Origin of the sequence: Salinarimonas sp. NSM (assembly GCF_052380005.1) — a bacterium.
In the GTDB taxonomy this organism is placed as follows: domain Bacteria; phylum Pseudomonadota; class Alphaproteobacteria; order Rhizobiales; family Beijerinckiaceae; genus Salinarimonas.
Genome location: NZ_JBQTCJ010000003.1, coordinates 1 through 17,160 on the forward strand (window position 1 = coordinate 1; position 17,160 = coordinate 17,160).

General features: G+C 72.5%; 18 protein-coding genes and 1 pseudogene. 11 read left to right on the forward strand and 8 right to left on the reverse strand.

Annotated elements, in window-relative coordinates; genetic code table 11:
• The 4 genes and pseudogenes from ACTZWW_RS02215 to ACTZWW_RS02230 all read right to left on the reverse strand — a co-directional run.
• A pseudogene (locus ACTZWW_RS02215) lies at positions 1-794 on the reverse strand (hypothetical protein); the annotation flags it as partial.
• A gap of 5 nt (positions 795-799) precedes the next feature.
• Positions 800-1,735: a DUF6384 family protein gene (locus ACTZWW_RS02220; RefSeq protein ID WP_444779300.1), complete on the reverse strand. Its 936-nt coding sequence runs from the start codon at positions 1,733-1,735 to the stop codon at positions 800-802.
• Between the two features lie 38 nt (positions 1,736-1,773).
• Complete coding sequence (locus tag ACTZWW_RS02225; protein ID WP_444779301.1) at positions 1,774-2,982, reverse strand: cell surface protein; 1,209 nt, start codon at positions 2,980-2,982, stop codon at positions 1,774-1,776.
• Between the two features lie 109 nt (positions 2,983-3,091).
• Positions 3,092-3,487: a rhodanese-like domain-containing protein gene (locus ACTZWW_RS02230; protein WP_444779302.1), complete on the reverse strand. Its 396-nt coding sequence runs from the start codon at positions 3,485-3,487 to the stop codon at positions 3,092-3,094.
• A gap of 104 nt (positions 3,488-3,591) precedes the next feature.
• Between ACTZWW_RS02230 and ACTZWW_RS02235 the strand changes: the two genes are divergently transcribed.
• From ACTZWW_RS02235 to ACTZWW_RS02245, 3 genes are all read left to right on the forward strand, one after another.
• On the forward strand, positions 3,592-4,290 hold the full coding sequence (locus ACTZWW_RS02235) for a DUF599 domain-containing protein (RefSeq protein ID WP_444779303.1): 699 nt from the start codon (positions 3,592-3,594) through the stop codon (positions 4,288-4,290).
• A 10-nt stretch (positions 4,291-4,300) separates the two neighbouring features.
• Positions 4,301-4,573 carry a DUF3253 domain-containing protein gene (locus ACTZWW_RS02240; protein WP_444779304.1) on the forward strand — a complete coding sequence of 91 codons (273 nt, stop codon included), beginning with the start codon at positions 4,301-4,303 and terminating at the stop codon, positions 4,571-4,573.
• Between the two features lie 102 nt (positions 4,574-4,675).
• Positions 4,676-5,410: a GntR family transcriptional regulator gene (locus ACTZWW_RS02245; RefSeq protein WP_444779305.1), complete on the forward strand. Its 735-nt coding sequence runs from the start codon at positions 4,676-4,678 to the stop codon at positions 5,408-5,410.
• Positions 5,411-5,450: 40 nt separating this feature from the next.
• Here ACTZWW_RS02245 and ACTZWW_RS02250 read toward each other — a convergent pair whose 3' ends face one another.
• The 4 genes from ACTZWW_RS02250 to ACTZWW_RS02265 form a co-directional block, all read right to left on the reverse strand.
• Positions 5,451-7,505, reverse strand: coding sequence for a S8 family peptidase (locus ACTZWW_RS02250; protein ID WP_444779306.1), 2,055 nt, complete (start codon positions 7,503-7,505; stop codon positions 5,451-5,453).
• Positions 7,506-7,679: 174 nt separating this feature from the next.
• Entirely contained in the window at positions 7,680-8,195 is a 516-nt protein-coding gene (ldtR, locus tag ACTZWW_RS02255) for a transcriptional regulator LdtR (protein WP_444779403.1), read from the reverse strand.
• A gap of 200 nt (positions 8,196-8,395) precedes the next feature.
• Positions 8,396-8,869 (reverse strand): DUF6163 family protein, encoded by a 474-nt coding sequence (locus ACTZWW_RS02260; protein ID WP_444779307.1) that lies wholly within the window; start codon positions 8,867-8,869, stop codon positions 8,396-8,398.
• On the reverse strand, positions 8,869-9,918 hold the full coding sequence (locus ACTZWW_RS02265) for an enoyl-CoA hydratase/isomerase family protein (RefSeq protein WP_444779308.1): 1,050 nt from the start codon (positions 9,916-9,918) through the stop codon (positions 8,869-8,871). Before ACTZWW_RS02265 ends, ACTZWW_RS02260 begins: the two co-directional genes overlap by 1 nt.
• A 167-nt stretch (positions 9,919-10,085) precedes the next feature.
• Here ACTZWW_RS02265 and ACTZWW_RS02270 point away from each other — a divergent pair, with 167 nt between their 5' ends.
• From ACTZWW_RS02270 to ACTZWW_RS02305, 8 genes are all read left to right on the forward strand, one after another.
• A complete protein-coding gene (locus ACTZWW_RS02270; RefSeq protein WP_444779309.1) occupies positions 10,086-10,937 on the forward strand; it encodes an EamA family transporter in 852 nt (283 codons plus the stop codon).
• A 141-nt stretch (positions 10,938-11,078) separates the two neighbouring features.
• Entirely contained in the window at positions 11,079-12,158 is a 1,080-nt protein-coding gene (gene hemB, locus ACTZWW_RS02275; protein ID WP_444779310.1) for a porphobilinogen synthase, read from the forward strand.
• Between the two features lie 13 nt (positions 12,159-12,171).
• Complete coding sequence (locus ACTZWW_RS02280; protein WP_444779311.1) at positions 12,172-12,558, forward strand: hypothetical protein; 387 nt, start codon at positions 12,172-12,174, stop codon at positions 12,556-12,558.
• 163 nt (positions 12,559-12,721) lie between these two features.
• Positions 12,722-13,861 carry an inositol-3-phosphate synthase gene (locus tag ACTZWW_RS02285; RefSeq protein ID WP_444779312.1) on the forward strand — a complete coding sequence of 380 codons (1,140 nt, stop codon included), beginning with the start codon at positions 12,722-12,724 and terminating at the stop codon, positions 13,859-13,861.
• Positions 13,858-14,511, forward strand: coding sequence for a histidine phosphatase family protein (locus ACTZWW_RS02290; protein ID WP_444779313.1), 654 nt, complete (start codon positions 13,858-13,860; stop codon positions 14,509-14,511). Before ACTZWW_RS02285 ends, ACTZWW_RS02290 begins: the two co-directional genes overlap by 4 nt.
• Positions 14,501-15,289 (forward strand): TIGR04290 family methyltransferase, encoded by a 789-nt coding sequence (locus ACTZWW_RS02295; RefSeq protein WP_444779404.1) that lies wholly within the window; start codon positions 14,501-14,503, stop codon positions 15,287-15,289. The genes ACTZWW_RS02290 and ACTZWW_RS02295 overlap by 11 nt, the downstream gene beginning before the upstream one ends.
• Complete coding sequence (locus tag ACTZWW_RS02300; RefSeq protein WP_444779314.1) at positions 15,286-16,239, forward strand: beta-xylosidase; 954 nt, start codon at positions 15,286-15,288, stop codon at positions 16,237-16,239. The genes ACTZWW_RS02295 and ACTZWW_RS02300 overlap by 4 nt, the downstream gene beginning before the upstream one ends.
• A complete protein-coding gene (locus ACTZWW_RS02305; protein WP_444779315.1) occupies positions 16,239-17,096 on the forward strand; it encodes a PIG-L deacetylase family protein in 858 nt (285 codons plus the stop codon). The genes ACTZWW_RS02300 and ACTZWW_RS02305 overlap by 1 nt, the downstream gene beginning before the upstream one ends.
• Positions 17,097-17,160 lie beyond the last annotated feature (64 nt).

Genomic DNA, 17,160 nt, shown 5'->3' on the forward strand with positions numbered 1-17,160 from the left:
GCCTCGAGCGGCCCGATCCCCGCCGCGACGAGCGCCGCGCGCTCGATCGCCTCGCGTCGCGCCTGCGCCCGCGCCGCCTCGCCGTCGATGCGCTCGGCGTGCGCGCGCAGCCGGTCGGGGATCTCGACGAGCATGCGGTAGTCCCGGCGCAGCTCCTCGAAGCCGATCAGGTCCGCGACCTTGCCGTCGCCCCATCGGGAGAAGCCGCCGCCGCGATAGGCGCTCGTGCCGAAGCCGCGCGCCAGCAGGTAGGCGAAGAGTGGGTCGGCGTCGTAGGGCGCGCGCTTGTCCGCGCGCTCGCTCTCCGCGCGCTCGGCCTTGGTGCGGGCGGCCGAGGCCTGCTCGGCGAGCGCGGCGAGCGCGGCGCTCGCCTCCGCCCAGGCGGCATCGCCGGGGATCTCGTCCTCGACGCGCGCCTCGAGCGCGTCCGTCGCGGCCTCCGCCGCGTCGAGGGCGGCAACGCGGTCGTCCCGCTCGCGGGCCGTATCGCGCTCCCGCGCCTCGAGCGCGGCGACCCGCGCGCGGAGTGCGTCGAGCGCGCCGCGCCGCTCCTCCAGGATCGCGAGCGCCTCGCGTTCGGCCCTGTCGAGGGCGGCGGCGGCGCCGTCCTCGGCGAGCGCCTGGAGACGATGGCGGGCGAGGGCGGCGTGCGCCTGCGCCTCCCGCGCACGGGCCTGCGTCAGGTCGGCCTCCGCGGACGCCGCGGCCGCGGCGAGGCGGGTCTCGTCCGCACGGGCCCTGCGCTGCGCCTCGTCGATGCGGGCGCGCACGCTGCGGGCGGTGTCGACGCTCATGGGGCTCACCAATCCGTGATCCGGCCGCCCTCGACGGGCATGGCCCACTCGACATCGAGCGCCCCGCGCGGCTTCTCGCCGAGAACGTCGTCGCGGATGATGCCGTCGTCCTCCTTGTCGCGCCGCACGGCCTCGAACGTGCGCTCGGGCACGCGCACGCCGAAGACCGAGACGCGCGTCGTCTCGTTCGTCTCCTCGCTCTCGACGGGGAGTTCCAGCACGCGGCCGTCCGGGCCGATCGGCTGGACGACGAGGTAGTAGTTGCGCGCCCGCTCGTTGGCGTCGGGAATGCGGAAGACGCCGGTGGGGATCTCCTCGTCGACGACGATGCGCAGCACGTAGGAGAGAGCGAGCGCATCGCGCAGCGCCTCCAGCTCCGCCACCGTGGCCGACGCGCGCGCGGCGTCGCCGGCAGCGAGGTAGCCCTCGGCGCGCGTGCGCAGGGCGTCCGCCTGCTCCCGCGCGTCCGGCACGCGCGCCTCGGCCAGGGCGGCGGCGTGGGCCGCGGAGAGGCGCTGCGGGAGGACGCTGCCGATCAGTTCCGCCTGCGCGATCCGCGCGCGCTCGGCCTCGCCGGCGCGCCAGGCCGACCAGCCGACGCCGCCGACCGCGATGAGCAGAACCAGCCCCGCCACCGCGGCGATCTTGCCGCGGGCGATCCACAGCCCCGCGAGCCGCCGGCCGAGCGCCGAGCCGCGACGCACGTAGGCGAAGCGCTTCTCCCGCAGCGCCGCGATTCCGGCGTGCAGCGCCTCGTCCGTCACGGCGATGCCCTGCGCGGCGTAGAGGCCGCGCAGGCGCTCCATGAGCACGTCCTCGCGCTCGTCGCGGGAGATCTCGCGGGTGAGCGCCGCCTCCTCGTGGCGGAGCGTGTCCACCACGTCCATCGCCAGCATCAGCTCGTCGAGCCCGCCCCGCTCGGCGTCGACCCCGCCCGCCATGCCTCGCTCCCGTTTCCCGCCGCGTATCCCGGCCTGCGTCAGGCGGGCAGCTCGAGCCCCTTGCCCTCCTCGGCGAGGCGCGCCATCCGACGCTTGCCGTCCTCGACCGCCTCGCGGATCTCCTCGGAATTCTTCGTCGCGGAGACGCGCATCTCCTCGATGATCTCGAAGGAGCGCGTCTGGAAGTTGATCACCGAATCGACGAGCGCTTTGACGGCGTCGGCGCGGATCGTCGGGCCGTAGCCGGCCTTGAGCGCCTCCTCCTGCACCTTGCCGCCGATCTCGGCCAGCACCTCGAGCGACTGCGCGGCGCCCTCCTTCATGGCGTCGAGCGTCTTCGTCGATTCGTGCAGGCCGAAGATGCCGGTGAGCGAGGCGGAGAGCGCGGTGAACACCGACTCGTTCGTGGAGAAGAACGAGATCGCCTGCTGGTAGACGCGCTCCTTGGCCGATGTCGTCTGCATCAGCCGCGCCATCACCACCTCGGACGTGTTGTAGCCGATGGTGAGGTTGTCGGAGAGGTCCTTGGCGATCTGGAAGCGGCCCTCCTCGGCGCGAAGCGCGCGCATCTTCTCGTCGCGGGCGAGCTCGAGCCGGGCGCGCTCGGCGGGGTCCGAGCCGGCGAAGGCGGCGACCGCGTCGGAGGACTGCTTCAGCGCCCCCTTGGCCTCCTCGAGCTTGCCGCCGGCGACCCGCAGCACCTCCAGCGCGGCGATCTCGGCCTGCTTGAGCGCGCCGCGGAAGTCCTGGTAGGCCTCGAGGATGACGTGCTCGCGGTCGATGTTCGCCTTCGTGTCGCGCGCGACGTCGAGATAGGTCTCGCGGATCTCGGCGAAGCGCTGGGCGATGTCGCCGCGGGTCATCTTCATCATCATGTTGGCGAATCGCTCGCCGACCGAGACGCGCCCGTCCTCCATCTGGTCGACCAGCATCTTCGAATCGTCGCGGATCGAGTTGAAGGCGTTGGTGATGGTCTCGTAGCGCTGGGCCACCTCCATCTGCCGGACCTGCTCGCGCACGACCTCGTTGAACAGCGATTGCTGCGAGAGCGTGCGGGCGATCACCGCGACCTGCTCGGGGGCGAGGAGCTGGATGCGGTCGAGGAGCGCGACGACGGGCGCCTCGTCGCTGCGCACCTCCGGCACGAGGCCGAGCTCGCGCAGGCGGCCGATGGCGCGGTCGAGATATTGCAGCGGGCTGGGGAGGGGAGCGGAGCCGGTGGCGGCGGTCTCGGTCGTGTCGGTCATGGCGGGCCCTCGCGTCGGAGCGGTGCCAGCCGGAGAGATCATACTTTCGCGGTCTCGGAAAGTCGTCCTGTTGCGTATGACGTGCCGGGCACACACGGCGCACGCGCCGTCAGGACGTCTCCACCGGGCCGCCGGCTTCCTTCCAGGCCTTGAAGCCGCCCTCCACGTGGGCGACGGGCTTCAGCCCCATCTCGTCGGCCCTGGCCGCCGCGAGCGCCGAGCGCCAGCCGCCGGCGCAGAAGAAGACGAAGCGCTTATCCTGCGCGAACACCGGCTTGTGGTAGGGGCTCCGCGGGTCGATCCAGAACTCCAGCATGCCGCGCGGGCAATGCACCGCGCCTGGCATGCGGCCCTCGCGCTCGAGCTCGCGCGGATCGCGCAGGTCGACGAACACGACGTCCTCGCGGCCGGCGAGCGCCATCGCGTCCGCCACGGGCAGCGTCTCGATGCGGGCGTTCGCCTCCTCCATCAGGGCCTCGTAGCCCTTCACGATCGTCTGGGGCATGGTCGCGCTCCGCTCCTCGTCCGTGCTTTCGTGCGAGGGTCGCAAACCGGGCCCGCGCACGCAAGCGCGAGCCCTCGGATGCCATCCGGCAGGAACGGGGGACCATGACCGCCTCTCTCGGCTTCTCGAACCTGGATCTCGTCGCGCTCGCCTTCTTCGCGGCGGCGTGGGGTGGCTATCATCTCGCGGTCGAGCGGCTCGGGCCGGCGCGGCGCTCGCTCAACACGCGCATGGCCGCGCACCGGCGCGCCTGGATGCGCGAGCTGCTCGGGCGGGAGAACCGCATCGTCGATTCGACCATCATGGCTTCGCTCCAATCGGGTGCGGCCTTCTTCGCCTCGACGGCGCTGCTCGCGGTCGGCGCCGTCCTGGCGCTGATCCAGGCGACCGAGACCGCGCTCGCGCTGTTCGCCGATCTGCCCTTCGGCGTCGCCACGACGCGGCTCGCCTTCGAGGCGAAGGTGTTCGGGCTCGGCGTGATCTTCGTCTACGCCTTCTTCAAGTTCGCCTGGTCCTACCGGCTGTTCAACTACGCCGCGATCCTGGTCGGCGCGATCCCGCAGGACGGCGGTGCGCCGGAGGCGGCGGTGGCGGCGGAGCGGGCGGCGCGGATGACGATCGTCGCCGGCGGCCACTTCAATCGGGGGCAGCGGGCGTTCTTCTTCGCGCTCGGCTACCTCGGCTGGTTCGTCGGGCCATGGGTGCTGATCGCGGCGACGGCCGCGGTCCTCGTCGTGATGGCGCAACGGCAGTTCCGGTCCGACGCGCTCGCCGCCCTGGATGTCCCGACCGATCGCGCGTAAGGGTGGGCGCATGACGAACCCCGCTCCCGACGACGTCTCCCGCACCCTCCTAGACCTCGTCGCGCAGCGAGGGCCGGGGAAGACGATCTGCCCCTCCGAGGTCGCCCGCGCGCTCGGCGGGCCGCATCCCGAGGGCTGGGGCCCCCTGATGCAGCCGGTCCGCCGTGCGGCGGTCGCGCTCGCCAAGGAGGGGCGTGTCGCCATCCTGCGCAAGGGCCGGCCGGTCGACCCGGACGACTTCAAGGGCGTCTACCGGATCGGGCTGCCGCCGGAGGCGGAGTAGGGGCCTTGACGCGATGCGGCCGCCGACGCAATCGCTTGTCATGTCCCTGATCCTCTATAAGATAGACGACGAAGGACCAGCCGACGGAAGGATGCGGACGCGATGATCGAGCGCGAGGCGGCGCAGGACGCGCTGGGCTATCGCCCACTCTACCGCCGGGTCCGCGACGTTCTCGTCAAGCGCATCGGGGACGGCGTCTGGCAGGCGGGCGCCGCGATCCCGAGCGAGCCCGAGCTCGCCGCCGATCTCGGCGTCTCGCAGGGCACCGTGCGCAAGGCGCTCGACGCCATGGCGGCGGAGCGGCTCGTCGTGCGCCGGCAGGGCCGGGGGACCTACGTCGCGCGCCACGACGACGCGCGCATCCTGTTCCAGTTCTTCAAGCTCGTGCCGGACGACGGGCCGGCCCGCTTCCCCACGAGCCGCTTCCTGTCCGTCGGGACCGGTCGCGCCGACGCGGCCGAGGCGACGCGGCTCGCCCTGGCGCGCGGGACGCGGGTCGTGCGGCTCGAGCGCGTGCGCGCGCTCGACGGGCGCGAATGCGTCCACGAGCGCATCGTGGTGGAGAAGGCGCGCTTCCCGGATCTCGACAAGCGCGACCTGCCCAACAATCTCTACGAGATGTACGCCAACCTCTACGGCGTCTCCGTCGGCCGAGCGGTCGAGCGCCTCAAGGCGATCGAGGCACCGGCGCGCATCGCCGAGGCCCTCGGAGTCTCCCCCGGCGCCCCGCTCCTCCAGGTCGACCGCATCGCCACCGCCATCGACGGCGCGCCGGTGGAATGGCGGCTCTCCCTGTGCCGGACCGAGCGGGTGCACTACGCGTCGGACTTGCGGTGAGCGCGGGTCCGAGCCGCGGGCGCGGGAGGGTCCCGCCGCCTCAGAACCGCAGCCCGACGCCCGCCGTCACCGTATGGCTCCGCGCCGTCTCGTCGAACGACCCGGTATAGGCGACCTCGCCGGTGAGCCGGGCGTCCGTCGCCTCGATCCGCAGGCGGGCGCCCACCTCCAGCGCGTCGCGGCCGACGCCGTTCGCGCGCGCCACGATGCGGGTGCCGAGCAGGTCGACCGCGGTCGCCGGTGCCAGGTCGCCGGAGCGGCGGGCGTAGGCGAGGTCGAGCTCGGGTGCGAGCCGCAGCGTCTGCGACAGCGCCAGCGGCGCGAAAGCCACCCGCAGGCCGGGGCCGAAGGCGGCGCGGGCGTGCTCCTGCGCCGGCAGGGTGAGCGACAGGATGCCCGCACCGGTCTCGGTGGCGGCGTCCGTGCGCTGCCAGGAGCCCGAGGCGTGCAGGTAGGGCGAGAGCGCGCCGAAGGCAGCCTCGAAGCGCGCCCCGAAGCGCAGCCGCGCGTCGAGCGCCGTGCCGGACACGTCCGTGCGCCCGACGAAGGCGCGCGTCGTGCCGAGCCCCGGGATGCTGCGGCGGGTGAGCGTGTCCTCGAAGCCGGCGACCTGCCCGATCACGTCGGCGAAGAAGGCGCCGCGGCCGAGCGTGGCGTAGGCGAAGAGGTGGCGCGCGTCGCCCTCGGCGGCGTCGCCGCCGGTCGCGAAGTCGGTCTCGCTGCGGGTCGCGCCGACGCCGACGCCGAGCCGCAGGCCCGCGCTCGGCGCGAGCTCGACGCCGGCGAGCACGCCGGAGAGGTCCGTGGTCGAGCCCGGCCCGCGCGGCCCGCCGTCGAGCCGTGCCTGGCCCCAGAGCCCGCGCACCCAGACCGACCCGTCCACCGTGCCGTCGGTCGCGAGGCCCACCGTTCCGGTGGCGGCGCCGAGATTGGCGTAGGCCACGACCGGCCCGCCGGAGGCGCTCTGCGCGGGGAGGGGCGCGCCGACGGCGCCCGCGCCGATCTGGTTGCCGATCGCCGCCGTGACCTGCGAGACGCTGCCGAAGCGGTGCGTCGCCATCGCCGCGAACGAGCCGCCCGCGCGGGTGTCGCGAGTGGCGGCGAGGTTCGAGAGGCTGAGCAGGCCCCAGCCGTAGACCGGGTCGACGCCCGGCGCGCCGAGGTCGTTGGCCGTCTGCAGCAGGAGCTGGGCGAGATCCTGCGCGCCGGCGGCCGGGAACATCTCCTTGGCGACGGCGAGCGCGCCCGAGACGTGCGGCGCGGCCATCGAGGTGCCGGACAGGCGCTTGTAGGTGCTGCCGGGGACGGTCGAGTAGATGCCGTCCCGGTCCTGGTCGTCGCCGCCGCCGGGGGCGGCGAGGCAGTAGTCCATCGCGACGCCGCAGCGGTTGGCGTATCGCGTGATGATTCCGTCGCGACCGACCGAGGTCACCGCGAGCCAGCCGCGCTGGAGCTCGGGGAAGAGGTAGGGCAGGCCGGTGAGGATGCCCGGCTGGTCGAAGCTGTCGTTGCCCGTGGCCCAGACCTGCACGGCGCCGCCGGCGACGAGGTCGCGATAGGCCTGGAGCAGCCCGGGAAACTCGCCCGCGAAATCGGCGCGCGCGACCTCGGGCGTGCGCACCGAGACGCCCCAGGAATTGTTGATGATGCGCGCGCCGTTGCCGTAGGCGGCGCGATATCCCGCCGGCAGGAGCCGCTCCATGTCGGCGAAGCTGATGCTCCCGCCCTGGAGGATGAGCACCGGAAGGAGGCGCGCGCCGGGCGCCACGCCCATCATCTCGCGCCCGTCCCGCGCGGCGCCGATGATGCCCGCCACGTGCGTGCCGTGCTCGTCCGAATCACTGGTGACCGGGCCGCCCGTGTACATGTCGAACGAGGGACCGATGCGGCCGATGAACTCGGGATGATCGAGCTGGAGCCCGGTATCCATGATGGCGACCGGGACGTTCGCCCCGGTGAAGCCGAGGGATAGCGGCACCTGTGCGCCGATCATGGAGAGGCCGTACTGGGCCTGGAATTCCGGCGTCTGGGCGATCGCCGACGAGGACACGGCCAGCGCCACGAAGGACACCAGCGACGCAACGCGAACCGACATGATGAACCGTTCCGAAGTCTTTGGGACGTCGTTCGTAAGCGCACGACGCAAGAGCGGCAACGTGCCGTGTGCGGGCGCGCGTCGGAATCGCGGATGGGCAAGAATCGCACGCGCGCACGGCGCGACCTCTCGGCCGCGCCGTGCGCGTTCGCGTCCGGCCCCGTCGCCTTCGGATCAGAGGCGGTAGCGGATCTGGTCCGTCCAGAAGCGCTCGAGCCGCGTCAGCGCCGTGTTGAGGCGGCCGAAGTCCTCGTCCGAGATGCCGCCGATCGGCTCGATCGTGCGCGAGTGCTTCTCGTAGAGGGCGTGCACGATGTCGTGCACCTCCTTGCCGCTCTCGGTGAGGGAGATGCGCACCGCGCGGCGGTCGACGCGCGAGCGGGCGTGGTGGAGATAGCCCATCTCGACGAGCTTCTTGACGTTGTAGGAGACGTTCGAGCCGAGATAGTAGCCGCGGGTGCGCAGCTCGCTCGCCGTCAGCTCCTTGTCGCCGATGTTGTAGAGCAGAAGGGCCTGGACCGAGTTGACGTCGTCGCGGCCGCGCCGCTCGAACTCGTCCTTGATCACGTCGAGCAGCCGCCGGTGCAGGCGCTCAACGAGGTGCAGGGCCTCGAGGTAGGCGGGCTTCACGGGGCCGGGCGTCTCCTCGCGGGACACGGGCTCGACGATGGACTTCGCCAGAGTGTTCATCATGCGCCTCACTGTTCTTGTGTAGTGGCCGGGTTCCCGGCTCGTTCATGAGGCGAAACTAGGTTGCTCCGATAAAAACGAGTTTAAACGACACGATGAACGACAAGTTTCCACGATTCGGCGATTCCCGGAAAGATACGCCGATATTCATCGTCAAAGGCTCTAGGCCTTGTGAGATCTAGGCGAGATCTCATTAACCCTTACTCGTCTTCACCGGATGCGAGGAACGAGATCAGGAGATAGGTAACCATCAGCCCACAATAGGCCGTCGCGAGCGTGAGGCTGACGGGCACGACGCCCGGAAAGAACACCGCCAGGATGAGGTGGCTCATGACCGCGAGCAGCCACAGGACCCCGCCCCAGGTGGCCGTGAGCCAGAGGCCGACGGCGGCGATCGGGTCGATCACGGCGAAGTAGACGATCGCCGCCTGGAAGCCGAGCGTGCGGTCCTCGAAGGGCGGGACCATCGCGCTCGCGCCGACGATCACCGCCCAGAAGGACAGGCCCTTGGCGATCCACAGGAGCGCCATGAGCCGCATGAACCAGGTCAGCGTCCTGTCCCAGCGCAGGCCCCGCCCGGAGGCGGGCTCGGACAGCTTGAGCGCCGCGTCGACCGAGGAGGGCTCGGGACGGCCCTCCTCGGAGGCGCCGGCGCGACGCCGGAAGGGCCACATCAGAGGACGAGCTCGTCGTCGCCGAGCGGCGCGAAATAGGCCTCGATCGCCTCGGGCGTCACGTCCTCGAGCCGCGGCGGGCTCCAGCGCGGGGCGTGGTCCTTGTCGACGACGACCGCGCGCACGCCTTCGTAGAAGTCGTGACCGTCGAGGATGCGCGAGACGATGCGCCACTCCATCCGCATCGCGTCCGCGAAGGAGAGGCCCGCCCCGCGGCGCATCTGCTCGAAGGCGAGCTTCAGCGACGTCGGCGACTTCGCGGCCAGCGCGTCGCGCATCTCAGCCGCGGGTGCGTCGCCGGCCTGCGCCATCCGCTGGAGCGCGGCGAGGACGGCCTCGACGGAGACTTCCGCGAAGCAGGCGTCGATGGTCGCGGCCTTCGCCTCGATCGGCGCCGGGCCGGGGTCGCGGCGATGGCGTTCGATCAGCGCGTCCGGGTCTTCGCCCGCGATGAGGCCCGCGCGGACGCCCGCGATGGCGGCGCTGTCGACCGTGTGCGTCGCGAGCCCCAGGGCGAGCGCGTCTGCGGGGCCGATCCGCGCGCCCGTGAGCGCGAGCCAGAGGCCCGTCCGCCCCGGCAGCCGCGGCAGGGCGAAGCTCGCGCCGACGTCGGGGAAGAAGCCGATGCCGACCTCGGGCATGGCGAAGAGGTAGCGCTCGCCCGCCACCCGGTGGGAGCCGTGCAGCGAGACGCCGACGCCCCCGCCCATGACGATGCCGTCGATCAGCGCGACGTAGGGCTTCGGGTACGATTCGATGAGCGCGTTCAGCTCGTATTCCTCGCGCCAGAAGGCGTGCGCCTCCTCCCGCCGTCCCGCCTTGCCGGCCTCCACCAGCATGCGGATGTCGCCGCCCGCGCAGAACGCCTTCTCGCCCGCGCCCTCGATGACGACCCGCGTCACCGCCGGATCGCTCACCCACGCGTCTAGCGCGGCGCGCATGGCGCGCACGGCGTCGAGGGTGAGCGCGTTGAGCGCCCGGGGCCGATCGAGCGTGATCAGCCCGGCGGCGCCCTCGATGCGGCAATGGGCGTCTCGTGTGTCGGTCATGCGTGCCTTCCTGTGGGAACGGGTTTAGGCGGGCGGGGGAGGGGGCGTCAATGCGGGGAGCGGCCGGTCGACGGCGCGCGCGGTGCTGCACGTTGCCATCGCGCCCGAACGCACGCTAAGGCTCGGCCGGTCGCGCGGACCGACCCGCCCGCGCAGGTGGACATGCGATGGATCCCCTCGTCCTCGCCGCGATCCTCTTCGCGGCCTTCCTGCACGCCGCCTGGAACGCGCTCGTCAAGGCGAACGTCGATCGCTTCACGATGATGCTGATGATCGCCGTGGTGCAGACCGGCATCGCCTGCGCGATCGTTCCCGTCGTGCCGCTGCCCGCGGCGGCGGCGTGGCCGTGGCTCCTGCTCACCGCGATCCCGCACACGACCTACAAGGTGTTCCTGGCGCGCGCCTACGACACCGGCGAGCTCGCGCGGATCTACCCGATCATGCGCGGCCTCACCCTCGCGCTCGTCACCGGCGCCTCGATCGGGCTCCTCGGCGAGAGCGTCCCCCTGCTCGGGCTCGTCGGCGTCGCGGTGATCGGGGCGGGCGTGGTGATCCTGTCGGGATCCGGCGCGAGCGGCAGCGCGATCGCCGGTGCGCGTGCGGCGACGCTCGCGATCACGCTCGGCGCCGCGGGGAGCGCGGCGGCCTATACGGTGATCGACGGCATCGGCGTGCGGCTCGCCGGCGAGGTCGCCGCCTTCGCCGCCTGGATGTTCGTCCTCGACGGGCTCGGCATGATCCTCTTCGCCGCGGCGACCCGGGGGCGGCCCGCCTTCGAGGCGATGAGGCCGCATTGGCGGGTGGGCCTCCTCGCCGGATCGATCGCCTTCGGCTGCTACTGGATCGCGCTGTGGGCGCTCGCCCACGCCCCCATCGCCCTCGTCGCGGCGCTGCGCGAGACGAGCATCCTGTTCGCCCTGGCGCTGGCGCGCCTGCGGCTGCGGGAGCGGCTCGACCGGGCGAAGCTGTCGGGTGCGGGCGCGGTGCTGGCGGGGATCGTGCTGATCCGTGTGGCTTGAGGGCGGCGCTGCCGCGCCCGTTCGCCCCGACCGCGGCATCCGTGTCCTTGCGCATGGCGCGGGATGCGCCCCATGCTAGACCTGTTCCAAACGCATCGTCGGCCCTCTCCGTCTCCCCCGGGCCGGCACGGAGACCCGTCGATGTCGAGCCACACACCGTTCCAGCGTCCCGGTTCCGATCCGTCCTCCCGTGCCGGCGACCTGGGTGCCTCCGCCGCGCAGGAGGTGCACGGCCGGCTGGACCTGCGCCATCGCCCGCGCCGCAACCGCAAGGCCGACTGGTCGCGCCGGATGGTGCGCGAGAACACGCTCACCGTCGACGACCTGATCTGGCCGCTCTTCCTCACGGACGGGGAGGGTGTGCGCCAGGAGGTGCCCTCCATGCCCGGCGTGGTGCGGCTCTCCGTCGACGAGGCGGTGGCCGAGGCGGAGCGGGCGGCCGCGCTCGGCATCCCGGCGCTGGCGCTCTTCCCCAACACCGATCCGGCCAAGCGCGACGAGCGGGGCTCGGAGGCGCTCAACCCGGAGAACCTCGTCTGCCGCGCGAGCCGCGCGATCAAGCGGGTGGTGGGAACGGTCGGCCTCGTCACCGACGTGGCGCTCGACCCCTACACCTCCCACGGCCACGACGGGCTGCTCGCCGGGGAGACCATCCTCAACGACGAGACGGTGGAGACGCTGGCGCGCCAGGCGGTGCTGCAGGCGCAGGCCGGGTCCGACGTGATCGCCCCCTCGGACATGATGGACGGGCGCGTCGGCGCGATCCGCGAGGCGCTCGACGCCGCCGGCCACGCCGACGTGCAGATCATGGCCTACGCGGCCAAGTACGCGAGCGCCTTCTACGGCCCGTTCCGCGATGCGGTCGGCACGTCCAAGACGCTGTGCGGCGACAAGCGCACCTACCAGATGGATCCCGCCAACGCCCGCGAGGCGCTGCGCGAGGTCGCCCTCGACCTCGAGGAGGGCGCCGACATGGTGATGGTGAAGCCCGGCATGCCCTATCTCGACATCTGCGCCAAGGTGAAGGACGCCTTCGGCGTGCCGACCTTCGCCTACCAGGTGTCTGGCGAGTACGCGATGATCGAGGCGGCGGCGCGCAACGGCTGGCTCGACGGCGAGCGGGCGATGCTCGAGAGCCTCATGGCCTTCAAGCGCGCGGGCTGCGACGGCGTCCTGACCTACTTCGCCCCGCGCGTGGCCGAGATCCTGTCGCGTCGCTGAGGTGCGGGCAGCCGTGCTCCGGCCGATCGTCACCCTCTGCGCGCTGGCGGCGCTGGCGGTCCTCCTCGGCGCCTGCGGCAGCGCCGCGCGCGAGGAGGCGCGCCTGTGCCGCCTCACGCTCCCCGTCCTCAACGTCGAGGGCGCCCGGCTGGCCGTGCTGCGCAGCGTGCCCGCCGGGGAGAACGCGGTGCGGGTCGACTACACGGTGGAGGCCGGCGGGCGTTCGCGCCAGCGCTGGGTGGTCTGCCGCTTCGCGCCGACCCAGATGCGCGCCGGCACGCCCGAGATCGTGGCGCTGGAGACCGACACGGGGCGCATCGGCGGCGCGTCGCTCTACCTGATGCGCCGCTTCTGGCTCGACACCCCGGATGCGCCCGCCGCGGACCCCGGAGCGGGGTGACGGCCCGGCGCGCCCACGAGAGAAGAATCCTCCCCATCCGACAGCGATCCCCATCCCGCCGGGAACAAAGCCGGCGTCCCGTGCGTAGCGCCAGGGCAAGCGAAACGCGGCCGGACGGCGCCTCGACGGCGCCCCGGCCATCGTCGGATCGGGAGGATGCCTCATGGCCGCTGGCACGGTTCGCGTCGGGTTGGTGGGCGTCGGCAATTGCGCGAGCGCCTTCCTCCAGGGGCTGAGCTTCTACGAGAGCGCGGCGGCGAACGAGCCGATCCCGGGGCTCATGCACGCAGACCTCGGCGGCTACCGCGTGCGCGACATCGTCGTGTCGTGCGCCTTCGACGTCACGGACGCGAAGGTCGGGCTCGACCTCGCCGACGCCATCCACGCCGCTCCCAACGGCACGCTGCGCTTCGCCGAGGTCGCCCCGACGGGTGTCACCGTCGCGCGTGGGCCGACGCTCGACGGGCTCGGGCGCTATCTCTCCGCGCGGGTGCGCGAATCCGAGGCGCCCGTCGCCGACGTCACCGAGGCGCTCAAGCGCTCGGAGACGGAGGTGCTCGTCTCCTACCTCCCGGTCGGCTCGCAGAAGGCGGCGGAGTTCTACGCCGAGCGGGCGATGGAGGCGGGCTGCGCCTTCGTGAACTGCATGCCGGTCTTCCTCGCCTCGAACCCGGACTGGCGGCGGCGCTTCGCCGAGGCCGGCGTGCCGATCATCGGCGACGACATCAAGAGCCAGGTCGGCGCCACGATCACGCACCGGGTGCTGACGAACCTCTTCCGCGAGCGCGGCGTGCGGCTCGACCGGACCTACCAGCTGAACGTCGGCGGCAATTCCGACTTCGAGAACATGCTCGAGCGCGAGCGGCTCGTCTCGAAGAAGATCTCCAAGACCCAGGCCGTCGACAGCCAGCTCGGCACGCCGATGAACCCGGACGACATCCACATCGGCCCCTCCGACCACGTGCCCTGGCTCGGCGACCGCAAGGTCGCGCACATCCGCATGGAGGGCACGGCCTTCGGCAACGCGCCGATCTCGCTCGAGATGCGCCTCGAGGTCTGGGACAGCCCGAACTCCGCGGGCATCGTCATCGACGCGGTGCGCTGCGCCAAGCTCGCGCTCGACCGCGGGCTTTCGGGCGCGTTGGTGGGACCGTCCTCCTACTTCATGAAGTCGCCGCCGCGGCAGTTCACCGACGCGCAGGCGCACGCGCGGACCGAGGCGTTCATCGCCGGCGACGAGGCGGACGAGGCGGCCGGCACGAGCCTGCCGGGGAACGCGAAGACGGGGCAGACGCTGCAATGAGCCTTCTTCTCCACCTCGTCCGTCACGGCGCGCACGACGGCGCGCCCGGCACGCTCGCCGGGCGCGATCCCGCGATCCGGCTGTCCTCGAAAGGGCGCCGCGAGGCGGAGGCGCTCGCCGCGAGCCTGGCGGGCGTGCGTCTCGCCGGGATCGTCTCGAGCCCGCAGCCGCGCACGGTCGAGACGGCGGAGATCCTGGCGCGCGGGCGCGGCGTGACGATCGACGCCGCGCTGGACGAGATCGACTTCGGCCCCTGGACCGGTCGCAGCTTCGCCGAGCTCGAGGGCGATCCCGTCTGGCGGCGCTGGAACGAGGCACGCGACACGGCGGCGACGCCGGCGGGCGAGACCATGGCCGATGTCGCCGACCGCGTGGAAGGCCTCATCGCGGATATCGCGGGCGTGCATCCCGCAGGCGCGGAGCTCGCCCTCGTCACCCATTGCGACGTGATCCGCGCCGTCTCGTGCCGGGCGCTGGGCCTGCCGTTCTCGCGCGTCTTCGACATCGAGATCGCCACCGCGAGCCGCACCACGCTCGTCCTCGACGCCGACGGCGCGCGGGTGCTCGTGGTGAACCACACCCCACGCGATGCGACGTCCGAGCCATCGCTCGACGCCCCCGAGGAGACCCTTCGTGAGCCTGTCGCGTGACGCCATAGCCGAGCGGGTCGAGGCGCTCGGCCCCTGGTTCCACAACCTGTACCTGGACGGCGTCTGGACGGCGCCCGACCACTTCCTGGGCGATTTCCCGGGCATCATGTGGCGGCGCTTCCGGGACGCGCTGCCGGAGGATCTCGCCGGCCGCTCCGTCCTCGACATAGGCTGCAACTCGGGCTTCTACTGCGCCGAGATGAAGCGCCGCGGCGCCGGGCGCGTGGTCGGCATCGATTCCGAGCCGTTCTACCTCGCCCAGGCGCGCTTCGCCGCGCAGGTGCTCGGTCACGACAGCGAGTTCCGGGAGATGAGCGTCTACGACGTCGGCGCGCTCGGCGAGCGCTTCGACATCGTGCTGTTCATGGGCGTCGCCTACCATCTGCGCCACCCGCTGCTCGCGCTCGACCTCCTGTGGGAGCACGTCGCCGACGACGTGCTCGTCTTCCAGTCGATGCAGCGCGGGGCGAGCGAGGTGCTCGAGCCCGCCGACGACATGGACTTCTTCGACACGGAGGCCTTCGACGCGCCGGGCTGGCCGAAGCTGCACTTCATCGAGAACCGCTACGCGGGCGACCCGACCAATTGGTGGGCGCCCAACAGCGCCTGCACGCAGGCCATGCTGCGCTCGGCCGGGTTCCGGCCGTTCTCGCAGCCCGAGAAGGAGGTCTTCGTCTGCCGACGCACCATGCGCGCCGAGGGCGCCGCGCCGGTCTACCCGGCGCGCGGGCGCGACGACGCCATCACCGAACGACCGAGGAAGGGACGAGCCGCATGATCGACGCCGCGATGATCTGGAACGAGCCGAACAACAAGTCGCACTGGGACCTCGAGCTCGATCCCGACCTGCGGCTCTTCGCCGAGACCGCGATCGCCGGCGCGCGGGCGATCCGCGACGCGAACGCGGGCGTGCCACGGGTGCTCGGCGGCATGTCGCCGATCGATGCCGGCTTCGTGCGCAACATGGAGGCGCGCGGCGTGCTCGACCACGTCGAGGCCATCGCCGTGCACGGCTTCCCGCTCGACTGGAACCACTGGTCGATCCACGAATGGCCGCGGATGGTGGCCGAGATCCGGGCGCTGACGCATCTGCCGGTCTGGGTGAGCGAGGTCGGCGTCTCCACCTTCGGCGCCGAGGAGGTGCAGGCCTGGGGCCTCGCTCGCACCGCCGAGCTCCTGAAGGGCGAGGCGCCGCGCATCCTGTGGTACTCGCTGTTCGACCTGCCCAAGGCCTGGGGGGCCACCACCCGCCATCGCGAGGCGGAGGGCTCCTCCTACTACCGCCACTTCTACCTGGGCCTCATCCGCGAGGACGGGACGCCCAAGCCCTCGCTCGAGGTCTTCGCACGGCACACGCCCGATCTGGGCTTGTGCCAGTGGTTCCATTTCGAGGATCATCGGCTCGACGACGCGGTCGCCTGGATGCGGCGGCTCGGCGTGCGTCACCTGCGCACCGGTCTCTCATGGGCGGACTGGTATCGCCCGAACGCGCAGGCCTGGTTCGACCGGATGATGGATGCGCTCGCGGAGTTCGACGTGACGGTGACCTTCTGCTTCACGCCCGAGCATCTCGGCATCGCGCCGCACCACACGAGCCCGCCGCTGCGCAACGAGGACTTCGCCGAGTTCTGCCACCTCATGATCGAGCGCTACGCGGCCCGCACGGGCATCGTCCCCGCTGCCGCGGCGCGACGCGCGCCGTTCGACGCCACCGCCGGAGCGGCGTGATGGCCGGGCGCGCCGACGCGCCGAGCGCGGAGGCGGCACGCGCCTTCCTCGCCGCGCTGGCGGCGTCTCCCGACGCGCCGATCGAGACGCCCGTGATGCTCGTCGTGGCTCATCCCGACGACGAGACCATCGTGCTCGGCGCGCAGATGCCGCGGCTGTCGCGCCTCGAGATCGTCACGGTCACCGACGGCGCGCCCGTCGACGGGCGCGATGCCGCGGCCCAGGGCTTCGGAACGAGCGAGGCGTATGCGCAGGCGCGGCGCCGCGAGCAGGCCGCCGCCGTCGCCCTCGCGGGCATCGGCGAGGAGGCTCTCGGCCATCTCGGCTTTCGCGACCAGACGAGCGCGAACCGCCTGATCGATCTCTGCTCGGTCCTCGCCGCGCTCTTCGCCGCGCGGGCGCCGGAGATCGTCGTGACGCATGCGCTCGAGGGCGGGCATCCCGATCACGACGCCGTCGCCTTCGCGGTCCGCGCCGCGCGCCTGCTCGCCCTTCGCGGCGGCGCGCGGGCGCCCGAGCTCGTGGAGGCGCCGCTCTACCGGCTCGACGGAGAGACCCGCGTCTTCCAGAGCTTCGCGCCCGGCTCCGGCGCGGGGGAGACCGTTCTCGACCTCGACGAGACGCGGCGCGATCTCAAGCGCCGCATGCTCGCCGCGCATGCCACGCAGGCCGCCGTGACGACGCCCTTCGGCCTCTGCGTCGAGCGCCTGCGCCCCGCGGAGCCCGTCGACGTCGACGCGTTGCCGAACGGCGGCGCGCTCCTCTACGAGCGTCGTCCCTGGAACCTCGACGGCCCCGGCTGGCGCGCCGCCGTCGCCACCGCCCGCGAGGCGTTCGACCTGCCGCCGCGCTTCTGACGCATCGCCGGCCGCCTTCCCGCCGCGAGCGAGCCTCCCGACGGCCACGATGTCGCAGCCCATG